The sequence below is a fragment of the Bacteroidales bacterium genome (assembly GCA_021648725.1).
GTDB lineage: Bacteria > Bacteroidota > Bacteroidia > Bacteroidales > JAADGE01 > JAADGE01.
This window is the reverse complement of sequence record JAKISF010000031.1, coordinates 22,152-35,730: the sequence shown is the minus strand read 5'-3', so window position 1 is coordinate 35,730 and position 13,579 is coordinate 22,152. Positions and strand designations below refer to the sequence as shown.

The window sequence follows — 13,579 nt, the reverse complement described above, 5'->3', positions numbered from 1 at the left end:
GGGAATTTAAAAATAGCGACAAATCACAAGAGAAAGTCACAAGATACTATATTACAAGATTAGAAGACAATACAGAAAAACATCAAGAATATATTCGTTCTCATTGGGGTGTTGAAAATAAATTACATTGGACATTAGATGTTGCTTTTTCAGAAGACGCATCAAGAAAAAGGAATAAAAATGCTGCACAAAATTACTCTGTTCTCTTAAAAATAGCATTAAATCTATTAAAAAATGAAACAACAACAAAACAAGGAATTGCCGGCAAAAGACTTAAAGCCGGCTGGAATAATGACTATTTGCTAAAAGCATTAAATATTAAAGTATGAGTTTGCCCTGTTGTGCAAATAAGTATTTTTGAAAATAAGCACATAATTATTATGTTTGCACCGGAGTATTAATTTATACTTTACCGTTTTTATAATTAAGAAATAAGCTTACTTTAAAATTATGTCCAAAATCTTTTTTCCTTTCTTGTTTTTATCTATCTTGTTTTTATATGTTAATAAACAAGGTTATTCTCAAATTAACAGCATTTCGGAGGCAATTAATAAATCCGGAAAACAAAGAATGCTGTCTCAGAGAATTGCAAAAGATTATATGTTTATCGGTATTGAAACAAATATCAAAACGGTTGAAAAAGCAAAAGCAGAACTAAAAACCTCAATTGAATTATTTGAACAAAATCACGCTGAGCTTTCAGCCTTTAGTTCTGATTATGAGACAAATAAACAGTTAGGTGTCGTAAATGAAACATGGGAATATTATAAAGATATTATTGAATCTGCGATAGACAAAAATAACGCAGTTTCGGTACTGCATATCAGCCAAAAACTGTTAACCGATTGCGAATCGGTTGTTCTCTTGCTGGAAAAGAAAACCCCAATAAAAAAAGCAAACATTATAAATATAAGCGGAAGACAAAGAATGCTGTCTCAAAAAATTGCGTTATTTTATATTGCAAATACTTGGGGTTTAGATAAAGAAAAGTATATAAAAGAAGAATATAATAAATCAAAAGATGAGTTTTGGAAGGCTTTGAGAACATTGTCGTCATATAATAAAAACACAGAAATTATCAGGAACAAGCTAAAGGTTGTAAAAACTTTATTCCGTTTTGAAACGAAAGGGTTTGAGTTAAATAAGGTTTATACTACTGAAATTTTTGATATTACCAACGAACTTCAGGAAAAGATGAACATCATAACAAAAATGTATGAAAATACGATGCTGTTTTAATATCGGCAAAAAAAGCACAATTAAAATACTCCCTTGTTTTCGAGTAAATTAAATCAAAAGAATTTCCCGAAACATTATTGTACCTTTTAGTCATAAACAAGCTGTTTAACAGGTAAGGAAATGCTGAGAATTGTCCTAAAGGCAGATTATGGGCAGATATAGTAACTCCTGCAAAAACAAAATGCAACCAATTTCAGTAACAGGAAGTCTAATATTTATAATTTAAATAAAAACCCAATTAAAACTTCCGCATTATGAAAACTAAAATACTCCTGTTTTTTTCAGTAATACTATTGTTTCCTTTATTTACTTTTTCTCAATTCGTAACAGAAAAACAAGCAAAAACAGTTGCAAAAAATTTCTTTTATGAAAAGCTTAATTTGAAAAAGAATATTCAATATGAAGATATTGAACTTCAAATTAAACAAACTTACGTAAAAAACAATAATGTAATTTTCAGAGTTTTTGAACCGGTTAATCAAAAAGGTTTTATTTTAGTTTCTTCCGATGAGAGTATTATTCCTATTCTCGGATATTCAACGGAAAACCGTTTTGGTGTTGACAACCAACTTCAACTTCCGCCTAATGTAAAAGGTTGGTTAGACTCCTATACAAAGCAAGTTGAAAACATACTGCAAGCCGGTCAAAAAAACAAAAATTCTCTTTGGAGTATTTATTCCCAAAAACCGGACTTAAAAAACATAAAACCTACAAAAGATGTTTTGCCCTTGCTTACAACAACATGGAATCAAGGTTGCGGTTATAATTCTTTATGTCCTATTGACAGTGCCGGACCTTGCAATCATGTATGGGCAGGTTGCGTTGCAACGGCAATGGCACAAGTAATGAATTATCATGAGCATCCCGTTTCAGGAGAGGGTTCTTATGCATATACACATTATGTTTACGGAGAACAATCTGCGGATTTTGGAAATGCAGTATATGATTGGACAAATATGCCAGACGGAAGCGGAAATACTGAAATTTCTAAACTCATTTATCATTTTGGAGTATCGGTAAACATGAATTATTCTCCGAGCGGTTCCGGTTCTTATTCTTGGAAGGCTGCAAATTCCTTGGTTTCATATTTTAAGTACTCCTCCAACCTTTTACTTACGAGCAAATCAAGTTATACCGAAACAAACTGGACAAAATTACTAAGAACGGAAATTGACGAAGGAAGACCTATGTATTATCACGGCTACGGAAGCGGAGGTCATGCATTTAATGTTGACGGATACCAAGGTGTTGATTATTTCCACTTTAACTGGGGCTGGGGCGGCGCTTACAACGGATATTTTTATTTAAATAACCTTAACCCGGCAGGTCATAATTATTCTAACGGTCAAGGAGCAATTATCGGAATAATTGACCGAGACATATATCCCGGGCTTAATTGTGCAAGCCCCGTTGTTCTGACAGCCGGAGTCCCTTATTCCGGAACAACAACAACAGCTCAAAACATTGTAAATAAATACGGTAACAGCTTTTATCATTCAACAGGAAAAGAAGTTGTTCATCAAATTACGACAACTTTTCCGGGAAGGCTTAGGGCAAGTTTAACCAACTTAAACGATAGCATTTTAGATGTTTTCATACTTTCAGATTGTAATCAAGACAGTTTACTTGCTTATGGAGATACAACAGCATTCGCAGACAATACAGCTCCGGGAACTTATTTAATTATTGTTGACGGGAGGAATGCTTATGAAGGAAATTACGCTTTAACAGTAACCGTTCCCACAAGTGATCCGGATTTAATTATTACAAACCAATCGGTTGTTCCGAATAAAATTGAAGCCGGAGGAATCGGGCAAATTTCATTTAAAGTTAAAAATATCGGAAACAGTTCTGCAAATGCAAGTAAAACAGATATTTATTATTCGGAAGATGTATATTTTGATGCTTCGGATGTTTTTGTTACGCAAATAAACATCCCGACATTAAGCACCGGCTCAGAACATGAAGCAAATCAAAGCATTACAATTCCTGTCGGAGCTACGGAGGGAGTAAGATATATTCTTTTTATTACCGATGCAGAAAACGATGTAACAGAAACCGATGAGATTTATAATACAGAATATTCATCTTTTGAAGTTCCTCCTGCAGGTGTTATGGACTGTTCAAGTTCTGTTTCTTTAACCTCAGGTGTTTGGTACTTTGGAAACACAGAAACTGACGGCATTGCAAATGTCGATAGTTATCCGTGCTATATGCCCCTCTTAGGCAAAGAAGTTGTTCACAGTATCACAGCAGTTAACAGCGGACTTGCAACAATAGAATTTACCGAAAAAGTTCCCGGTCAATTAAATGTTCTTGCTCTGACCTCGTGTAATGAAAATACGTGTTTAAGCAGTTTTGCGATTTGGAATCCGGAAGATACCGTAACGCGAGAATCTGTACAGGTTTTTGCCGGTGTAACCTACTATTTTGTTGTTGATGCGGAAGAGGGAGTATCCGGAGCATACGGTATTAAAATTAAAATGCCGGATGTATGCCCCGACCCTTATATTTCATCATGGGGTGATACTGATTTATGCACGGGAAAAGGGACAAGCCTGTTTACGGATTGGGCATATACTGACATACAATGGTATAAAGACAATGTTGCCGCAGAAGGACAAACATGGGCAAATATTTGGGCTGCAGAGCCGGGAATATATAAAGTTGAGGTAACAGAAAACGGGTGTTCGGCATTTTCTGAAAATATTGAAGTAAGAATAAACCCCGAACCCGATAGTGCAGTAATTTCTGCAAGCGGAGACACAACCTTTTGTGAAGGTAGTAATGTTAATCTTGACTTAAGTACCGGTACAGGATATACAATTCAATGGATGAAAAACGGAAATCCGATTGAAGGGGAGTCTGCCTTAACATATATTGCTGATGAAACAGGAACATATACAGCAGAAGTTACAAATATAAGTTGTTCCGTTAGTTCAAACACAAAAGAAGTTACCGTAAATCCTGTTACGGCAAATATCGGAGAACAAGCAAGAGTTAACGCAAATAATTTAGTAAGTTGGTTTTCTTGTGATATAAACGACAACACAGATTTAAGCGGAAACGGAAATGATTATTTCGGAGTATGGAATTTTCCGGCAGACAGAAACGGTATTTGGAATAAAGCAAGCTATTATAACGGACAGTGGGATGCGGGAAGGACAACCAACACATTCAATAATCCTAATGTTTTTACAATTTCTTTATGGATACAGACAAACACAAATTCCGGAGGGATGATACTTGGATTTGGAGACGCACAATGGGGAGCAAGCACCATATGTGACAGAATGATTTATATGGACGATGCCGGAAAGTTATATTTCGGACTTCTCGACGGAACAGCAAAAACTGTCTCAACAACAGGTAGTTATAATGATAACAGTTGGCATTTGCTGACGGCAAGTCTATCTGCATCCGGAATGAAACTCTATATTGACGGTGTTCTTAAAGCCGAAGATATAACTGTAACAAACGGAGCAAATTATAACGGTTGGTGGAAAATCGGATATGATGAAATTGACGTTACGTTTCCAAATGTGCCGTCAAGTATGTATTTCAGAGGAGTGGTTGATGAGATTAAAATTTATGAAAGGGAATTGCTTCCGGAAGAAATAGCATATTTATTCGAAGAAAACAGTGTTTTTACGGCTTATGCTGAACAAAGCAGTTTCTGTGAGTCCGGAACAACAAACATCATATTGAACAATGCTGAAAATATTATTGAATATCAATTACGAAATGATGTTGATAATTCTTCGGTCGGTTCTGCCGTAACAGGAAATGCAAATACAATAAATTTACCCACGGGAACTTTAACCGAAACAACGACCTTTAATGTTTTTGCAACAAACCCCGTAAGCGGATGTTCAAATGAGATAAGCGAATTATTTACCGTAAGTATTAACGCATTGCCGACATCATCTTTATCCGGCAGCGGAACAATTTGTGATGGAGAAACAACTGACATAGCAATAAACTTAACCGGAACAGCTCCTTGGATTATAACCTATACTGACGGAACAAATTCGTTCAATGAAACAGCCTCTGATAATCCTTTTGTTTTTACGGTTTCAAGTGCGGGAACTTATGAAGTAACAGCTTTGACAGATGCTTTTTGTAACGGAGTAAGTTTTACAGGAAACGCGGCTGTTGTTGTTAATGATTTGCCGATTGTCAATCTCGGAGAAGATGTTAATATTACCACCAATGAATCTGTTACCCTTGATGCCGGAACAGGCTTTATTTCTTACTTGTGGAGTGATAATTCAACAGAGCAGACTTTGTTTTTGGAGGGCTCAACCTTAGGTGTCGGGATTTTTGAATATTCTGTATCGGTTGAGGATATTAATATTTGCGAAAACTCTGATACTGTGGTAGTAAATGTTACGCAAGCTGTTTCTGTTGAAAATTTGTTGAATTCCGGAATTAATATTTTTCCGAACCCGACAAATGATATTCTTAAAATAACTTTTGACAATGACATTTCAGAACAAGAGAATGTCTATTTAAAGGTTATTAATTCAATAGGACAAGAAATTATTAACACACGCCTTACTGATAATAATACAGAAATCGGCTTAAAAATATTCGGAAAAGGAATTTATTTTATTGAGATTATTTCTGAAAAACAGGTAATAACAAAAAAAATAATTGTACGATAGTTGTGGAAACGGCAACTTCCTTTATTTATTTTTATCGGATGTTTCATGAAAAACATCAATTGCAACAATAATTGCCGTAAACCCCCAAAAAGGAACAGAAGCTTTATCTGTATCAAGGAAATTATTTAAGAAACCGTGAATATAATAAGTAACTAAACCCAATAAAGAAACCAATGATAAAATTTTAAATTCTCGTTTTTTTGCTCTGTAATATACCTTTACTCCTGTAATAACTGTCATAATAATTACACCCAAAAAGGTAAGCATTCCTAACATTCCGGATTCGGCAAGCGGACCGATATATTCACTGTGAGCATTTCCCCCGTCACCGAAATCTGTACTTATAATAGTTCTGTCGTATGACATTTGATAAGGAGCATACTGAAACATATATGTTCCCGGGCCGAAACCGAAGATTGGCTTTTCCTCAAACATATTAAAGGCTGAGTTCCACCTGTTTATGCGTTCTAAATTTGAGGCATCGGTTGCAATATTAGAAATTGAACTTACATGTTCGCTTAAATCCTGCGAAGAGTCTTGTCGGTTTTTGCTAAGTTTATCAGTAATTTCAAACTGAAAGATAAAAAACAAAACAACCATACCTACGGTTCCTAATAATAATAACCGTTTATCAACCTTAAAGAAAACAACGACAAAAACTCCTATTGCCGCAATAATACTAATCCATGCCGCTCTTGAATATGAAAACGTCAAAGCAAAAAAGTAAAAAGCCAATAACCCGGATAACAACAACTTTCTTTGACCGTTATATCCTTTGAAAAAAAGAAAGCCTGCTATTATCGGAATAAACATTGCAATAATTGCTCCGTATGAAGTATGGTCATTAAAAAACGGGTTCATTGCTCCGTGTGCCGCATTTTTAATAAATAAACCTACAGATATTAAATTAAATAACATATAAATCATTACAACTGTCAGCGGAATAATAAATGCCCAAAGATATTTTTTAATATACTCCTGATTTTTGAAAAAATTGGCTGCCATAAAATACAAAGGTATAACAAGCCAAAGACGAGCAATAAAAAACTTTGCGGACACCAAGGGCATAGTGCTGCTGATACTCGTAAAAAACATCCAAAATAAATATATGTAAATTGAAATTGAAACAGGATGCTTTAAAATACCTTTATTAACCGATTGTCCTGCCGTAATCTTTAATATATAAACAAGTAATAAGCCTGCTAAAATCGGTTCGGTAGGAATAGATAAGTCAACAGGAGTTTCCGGTATGAAGTCTGATAACAGAACAGAAAGAGGGGTAAAAAAAACGATTATTAAAAGTAAGATGTTAATTTTTACAAAGGCAAACCAAACAATTAGTAAAACAAAGGGCAATAAAATTCCGTAATATAAATTTTGGTATATTAAAAACCCGTTCAGAACAATAAATAAAATTGCCGAAACAAAAAGAACAATATTTTTCTTTAACAGTTGCAAATTTATTGTTGAAATTATTTTGAAGAATTGACTTTTTCTTTAAACTTTTTAAAGAAATCTGTAAAAGCTACAATTAATATTGAAAAAACAAAAGTTGCAATAGTTGACATAACAACAATTAACCAACGAACAGGTTTTGACTTCTTTTCTGCAGGAAAGGCTTTATCAACAATAAACGTATATGATAAATTTTGTGCATATTCCACACCGGCTTCAACCCACTTGCCTTTTAATCTGCTTAATCTATCTTGTTCAAATTCAATAAAATTTGAAATTTCATTATAAGCATGTCCGAACTCTTCAAGCTCTTTTAATTTATTTTCTAAATATTTAATGCCTGACTTTGAAATTTTACCTGTGGCAATTCCTTGCGAAAGACCAGAACTGTATGCCGTAACCTGTTCTTTATACTCTAAAACACCAAGTTTGTTTAAAGTTGACAAAGAGTCAGACATTTCTTGAATTTGTTTGTTCAATTTATTATATTCATATTCAACAATAAGCAATGCATCCCAGGCTCTTTTTTTCCGAATTTTATTCATTACGGTATCTGCATATAACGAAATATCATTTGCAATATTTGATGCATATTCAGGGTCCTCATCGTAAACAACTATTTGAATTGATTGAAGTTTAGTTTTACTGAATGAAATATTACTATTAAATGTTTTATACAAACTTGTTTTTTTAAATTTGGAAGTTGTATCTATACTATAATGCTCAGTAAGGTTGTATTTTTCTACAATATAGTTTACAATATCATTAGATTGCAAAATTTGCAAAAGTTGTTCTGTTTCTTCTTCGTCTCCGAATGCCATCATATTTCCTCTTCCGCTGTTAGTTAAAAGCGATTTTGAAACTGATGCTGACGATGCCGCATACATCACTACTGTCGATTTATACATCGGGGTCATCATTAAAGAAACAATAATTGAGGCAATTGCTCCTATTAAAGTTATTAATATAATCGGTTTTCGCTTTTTATATAAAAAAACTAAAAGGTCAACAGAGTCGTTGCTAAAACTTGATTTATCTGCCATAGTGTTTTTATTAATCAGTTAAAATAATTGAATATTTTTTCTTTCCTTGCCGAATTACTATGTATTTATTGTTTATTAAAAAGTTCAGATTAATAAGTGTATCCGGATTTGTGAATTTTTCCATATTTACACTTAATCCGTTGTCTTTTACAAGTCGTCTTATTTCTCCTTTTGATTTAAAAACAGAGGTTTTTTCTGCCAGTAAGTCAAAAATATTAATTCCTTCTTTCAAAATTTCTTTTTTTATTTCAAACATAGGAACACCCGAAAATACGGCATTAAAAGTGTTTTCATCTAAAGATTGCAATTGTTCTTTTGTTCCTTTTCCGAATAACATACGAGAAGCCGCAACAGATGTGTCATAATCTTCTTTGCAGTGAACCATTACGGTTAACTCTTCTGCAAGTTTATTTTGCAAAATTCTTGTATGGGGAGCTTCTTTATGGTTTTTCACCAATAATTCAATTTCTTCTTTTTCAAGAACGGTAAAAATTTTTAAATATTTTTCTGCGTCTTCGTCAGATGTATTTATCCAAAACTGATAAAATTCATAGGGAGATGTTTTTTTCGGGTCTAACCAAATATTTCCTTTTTCTGTTTTCCCGAATTTACCTCCGTCAGCTTTTGTAATCAACGGGCTTGTAAGAGCGTATGCTTTTCCTTGCAACATTCTGCGAATAAGTTCTGTTCCGGTTGTAATGTTTCCCCATTGGTCTGATCCGCCCATTTGTAATTTGCAATTATGCTCTTTATACAAATGTAGAAAATCATAACCCTGCACTAACTGATAACTGAACTCAGTAAAAGATAAGCCTTCGGCATCTTTGTCGTCTGTACTTGTCATTCTTTTTTTTACGGAATCTTTTGCAATCATGTAATTAACAGAAATGTGTTTCCCGACATCTCGAATAAAATCAAGAAAACTGAATTTGCTCATCCAGTCGTAATTGTTTAAAAGGATTGCTTTATTTTCAATATTGTCGGAAAAATCTAAGAATTTACTTAATTGCTTTTTAATGGCTTCTTGGTTATATCTTAAAGTATCAACATCCAATAAGTTTCTTTCTTGTGATTTTCCCGAAGGGTCACCAATCATTCCGGTTGCACCGCCTATTAATGCAATCGGACGGTAACCTGCTCTTTGGAAGTGTTTTAAAAGCATAACACTTACTAAATGACCTATGTGCAAAGAATCGGCTGTAGGGTCTATTCCGACATAAGCAGAAGTTTGCCCCTTTTTTAACATTTCATCTGTTCCGGGCATGATATCATGCAACATGCCTCTCCACTTAATTTCTTCCGTAAAACTCATTTTTAAAAATTTTTGCAAAGATAATCATTATCCGGAAGTAGTGAAGGAATGTTGTTTTTTTATTAATTCAACTGTTCCTTTAGAAATTGCTCGGTAAAAATTTGTTTTCCTTTTAAATTTAAGTGAGATTCATCTCCGAAAAGTGTATCAGGATAAAAATACACGCTGTCAGAAATATTAAATTCGGGATATTGTTTTTGAAATTTACTTATGTATTCTTTGTATTCTTTTTTAAACTTTGAGTTTAAAACCCTATATGAGCTTTCATTCATAGGCATAAAAAAGAAACTTAGCTTAATATTTTTATTTTTACAGAACTCTAAAATTTTCTTGAAATATACGGTTAGTATAACTGCCGGCTTAAAATGATTATATTTTGTTTCATAATTTAACGCAGAGCAAGAATCTTTTAAGCCGGGATGCGGTCTTCCTCCTTTTCTTTTTATCATTTCGTTAATCAATTTGAGGTTTTCTTTATGTCCGCCAAAAACATTATTATATAAAACATCCGACTGGTAGTATTCAATATAGTCAACTTTATTTAGGAGAAATTTTATTTTAGGAAATGAACCCAATGTTGTGTCATTTTTTTGTAATGCGGAGCAAATTTCTTTCATGTCCGAATAATTTAACAGATTGTTTCTGACAACATACGGATAAAAAGCAAAAACTTCCGTTAAAAAACGAGGAGAAATTGAAAGATACACCGTTTCGGGTTTTTGATAGTTTTTGCAATATTTTTCTAAAATATAATACATTTCAATTGTTGTTGCTCCGCCGGAAGCAAAGCTGTATGAATTAGGAATTTGTGTGAAGTCAATTCCTGCATTAACCCTTGACTCTCCGAGAAAAATAATCTCGGAATCAGGAATGATATGTTTTTTTTTCAACGATTCTTTAATAAAGTGCCAACGGGTATTTGTGGGTCTGTTATAATATTCAGGCATCAATTCAATATACAAAAACCAAAGCAAATAAACTGGAATAATAAGAACAACACACTTTTTTAATATTTTTAATACCGGCTTTTTAGACATAAACTTAATTTTTAAGTTTTTTTAATTTGGACATTAAAATTACGGAAAAGCTTGCAAAAGCAACAACAGAAATAGAACTTGCCGGCATTAATACTGCGGCAATTATCGGAGATAACATTCCGCTTACAGCAAAATACAACCCTATAATATTGTATATAAAAGATATTGCTAAACACGCATAAACAATTTTTATTACTGTTTTTGAAAACTTTATAAACTTGTTCAGCGATTGAAATTTGCCGGCATCTAAAATTGCATCACAAGCAGGCGAAAAATGGTAAATGTCGTCTGCGATTGATATTCCGGCATTTGCCTCTGTCAATGCTCCTGAATCATTTAACCCGTCTCCTATCATTAAAACATTGCTGCCGGTATCTTTTAATAGTTTTACATAATTTAATTTGTCAACGGGGGAAAGGTTAAAGTTTAACCTGTTGTTTTTTTTAAATAGGGGCAGCAAATTTTGTTCTTCTGTTTGGTTGTCTCCGGAAATAAGGTGTAAGTGATATTTTTTTTCCAGTTCTGAAATAATATTATCTAACCCTTTTCTGTATTTATTTTCAACAGAAAAGCAGCCTTTTACTTTTTCATTTATTGAAATGTAAACCGAAGATGCTTTTGCCTCCTGCAAGTTATTTTCAAAACCGACAAATTCTGCAGAGCCGGCTTTTACTTTTACATTATCAAATTCCCCCACAACTCCTCTTGCCGGAAATTCTCTGAACCTGTTTACTTTTTTAGATTTGTGTTTTTTAAGATATTCATAAATAGCTGAGCTCATAGGATGTGTAGATTGCCTTGTAATTGATTTTATCATGGAGAGTTCCTCATTGCTCAATTCTTCTCCGCGGTATTCAACCTTTAATCCGCCGGACTCCGTTATTGTGCCTGTTTTATCAAAAACGATTGTATCAATTTTTGAAAGTTTTTCAACAACATCGGTTTTTTTCAAATAAAATCCGTTTTTTCCGAAAATGCTCATTGTTGTCCCGTATGTAAACGGTAAAGAAAGAGCTAAGGCACATGGGCAAGCAACAATTAAGACGGATGTAAATGCTTTCATTGCAATGCTCGGGTTTATAAATAACCAGGCAATACCGGTTATTACAGCAATTATTAAAACCGCAACGGTAAAATACTTACTTACTTTATCTACGATTGAGCCTAAATTTTTTGTTTTTAATTCGTTATTGCTCTCTTGGTTCCAGAGTTTTGTTAGTTTTGATTGCATTACCTCAACCTCAACCTGCAGCTCAAGAGCTTCTCCTGTTTGCCTTCCGCCTGCAAAAATATTATCTCCTACTTCTTTTTTAACAGGTTGGGATTCTCCGGTTACAAAGCTGTAATCGATATATGCCTCTCCTTTTAGAAGTTTTGAGTCTGCCGGAATTAATTCTTGATTTCTTACTAATATTTTTTGTCCTGCTTTTAAGTTTTCCAACAAAACACTGTCTTCTTCGTCACCTTCTAATATTGTAACGGCAATAGGAAAATATGATTTGTAATCTCGCTCAAACGATAATGCCGTATATGTTTTATTTTGAAACCATTTTCCGATAAGTAAAAAGAAAGTAAATCCTGTTAATGAATCCATATATCCGGAACCTGAACGGCTGAGGATTTCATAAGAGCTTTGCAAAAAAATAGCCGACATTCCTACTGCAACCGGCAAATCAATATTAATTATTTTTTTAAACAGGTTTTTAAACGCAGATTTTATGTAATCACTTCCGCTGTATGCTATAACCGGTATTGCAAATAATAAGTTTAAAATTCCGAATAAAAATTTGTATTTTTCTTCTAAGCCGAAACTTCCTTGAATATATTCGGGAAAACTCAGCAACATTGTATTTCCGAAAGCAAAGCCTGCAACACCTATTTTTTTTAACAACCTTTTATTTTCTTCTTTTCTTTCATCGTATTTATTCCTTTCTTCCAATGTTATTTTAGGAATATAATGAATTGAAGACATTAGCTCCACTACTTGCCTGAGTGATATTTCTTTTTCATTAAAAGTAACGGAAACTTCCTTTTTTATAAAGTTTACCATTGAAAAAGAAATTCCGTTGTTTAAAGTATGTAAGTTTTCTAAAAGCCAAACACATGAAACACAGTGTATTGTCGGAACATAAAAAGTAACTTTTACAATGTTGCCTTCTTTAAACTCATAAAGCTTTTCTTTTACTTCATCTTTATCGAGATAAGCATATTTATTGTCAAAATCTTGTGTTTCTATTTTTATTCCGGGGCTGTCTTCAAGATTATAATATTTGTAAAGTTTATTTTGGTTTATTAGTTGGCAAACTGTTTTACAGCCGTTACAACAGAACGGTATATCGTTCCGCATAATAGGATTTTTTCCGCAATCTTCTCCGCAATGAACACACTTTAAGCCCATAAGTTAATTTTGAGAACGGTAAAATTATTAAATATACTGTATTCGGCAAGAAGAATTACTTTAGCTTTTCATTATTCTTATGTCTGAGAGAGTCTCTTTTTGTTTTCTTTTTTAAGCTTTTTTGCAATGCATCCGTTAAGTCGATTCCTGTTTGATTAGCAATACATATTAAAACAAAAAAAACGTCAGCAATTTCTTCCGATAAATCTTTATTTTTTTCTGTTTCTTTAAATGATTGCTCTCCGTATGTTCTGGCAATAATTCTGGCAAGTTCGCCTACCTCTTCGGTTAGAAGAGCCATATTTGTTAATTCATTAAAATACCTTACACCTACTTCTTTAATCCAATTATCAATTGTTTTTTGTGCTTGTTTTATTGTCATTTTTTCTTTCGACGGCAGTAAAAACATTTAAAATAAAAACGGTTGT

At 33.3% G+C, this 13,579-nt stretch carries 9 protein-coding genes; 3 read left to right on the top strand and 6 right to left on the bottom strand.

The window, feature by feature from the left end; all coding sequences use genetic code 11:
• From L3J35_11110 to L3J35_11100, 3 genes are all read left to right on the top strand, one after another.
• Positions 1-329 (top strand): ISAs1 family transposase (locus L3J35_11110; GenBank protein MCF6366739.1); only part of this gene is annotated, 329 nt, incomplete at its 5' end.
• A gap of 121 nt (positions 330-450) precedes the next feature.
• Positions 451-1,239 (top strand): type IV pili methyl-accepting chemotaxis transducer N-terminal domain-containing protein, encoded by a 789-nt coding sequence (locus L3J35_11105; GenBank protein MCF6366738.1) that lies wholly within the window; start codon positions 451-453, stop codon positions 1,237-1,239.
• Positions 1,240-1,493: 254 nt separating this feature from the next.
• Positions 1,494-5,906 carry a C10 family peptidase gene (locus L3J35_11100; GenBank protein MCF6366737.1) on the top strand — a complete coding sequence of 1,471 codons (4,413 nt, stop codon included), beginning with the start codon at positions 1,494-1,496 and terminating at the stop codon, positions 5,904-5,906.
• A 21-nt stretch (positions 5,907-5,927) separates the two neighbouring features.
• Here the strand turns inward: L3J35_11100 and L3J35_11095 are convergent, their stop codons facing one another.
• The 6 genes from L3J35_11095 to L3J35_11070 form a co-directional block, all read right to left on the bottom strand.
• Complete coding sequence (locus L3J35_11095) at positions 5,928-7,364, bottom strand: O-antigen ligase family protein (protein ID MCF6366736.1); 1,437 nt, start codon at positions 7,362-7,364, stop codon at positions 5,928-5,930.
• 14 nt (positions 7,365-7,378) lie between these two features.
• Positions 7,379-8,404 carry a Wzz/FepE/Etk N-terminal domain-containing protein gene (locus L3J35_11090; protein MCF6366735.1) on the bottom strand — a complete coding sequence of 342 codons (1,026 nt, stop codon included), beginning with the start codon at positions 8,402-8,404 and terminating at the stop codon, positions 7,379-7,381.
• A 10-nt stretch (positions 8,405-8,414) separates the two neighbouring features.
• A complete protein-coding gene (gene tyrS / locus L3J35_11085) occupies positions 8,415-9,716 on the bottom strand; it encodes a tyrosine--tRNA ligase (protein ID MCF6366734.1) in 1,302 nt (433 codons plus the stop codon).
• Between the two features lie 62 nt (positions 9,717-9,778).
• A complete protein-coding gene (locus L3J35_11080; protein MCF6366733.1) occupies positions 9,779-10,753 on the bottom strand; it encodes a hypothetical protein in 975 nt (324 codons plus the stop codon).
• Between the two features lie 4 nt (positions 10,754-10,757).
• Positions 10,758-13,151 (bottom strand): heavy metal translocating P-type ATPase metal-binding domain-containing protein, encoded by a 2,394-nt coding sequence (locus L3J35_11075; protein ID MCF6366732.1) that lies wholly within the window; start codon positions 13,149-13,151, stop codon positions 10,758-10,760.
• A gap of 55 nt (positions 13,152-13,206) precedes the next feature.
• On the bottom strand, positions 13,207-13,533 hold the full coding sequence (locus L3J35_11070) for a nucleotide pyrophosphohydrolase (GenBank protein ID MCF6366731.1): 327 nt from the start codon (positions 13,531-13,533) through the stop codon (positions 13,207-13,209).
• Between the last annotated feature and the right edge of the window lie 46 nt (positions 13,534-13,579).

Coding starts and splice junctions, on each gene's coding strand:
- L3J35_11105 (MCF6366738.1), top strand. CDS start 451: ATGTCCAAAATCTTTTTTCCTTTCTTGTTTTTATCTATCTTGTTTTTA.
- L3J35_11070 (MCF6366731.1), bottom strand. CDS start 13,533: ATGACAATAAAACAAGCACAAAAAACAATTGATAATTGGATTAAAGAA.
- L3J35_11100 (MCF6366737.1), top strand. CDS start 1,494: ATGAAAACTAAAATACTCCTGTTTTTTTCAGTAATACTATTGTTTCCT.
- L3J35_11080 (MCF6366733.1), bottom strand. CDS start 10,753: ATGTCTAAAAAGCCGGTATTAAAAATATTAAAAAAGTGTGTTGTTCTT.
- L3J35_11090 (MCF6366735.1), bottom strand. CDS start 8,404: ATGGCAGATAAATCAAGTTTTAGCAACGACTCTGTTGACCTTTTAGTT.
- L3J35_11075 (MCF6366732.1), bottom strand. CDS start 13,151: ATGGGCTTAAAGTGTGTTCATTGCGGAGAAGATTGCGGAAAAAATCCT.
- tyrS (MCF6366734.1), bottom strand. CDS start 9,716: ATGAGTTTTACGGAAGAAATTAAGTGGAGAGGCATGTTGCATGATATC.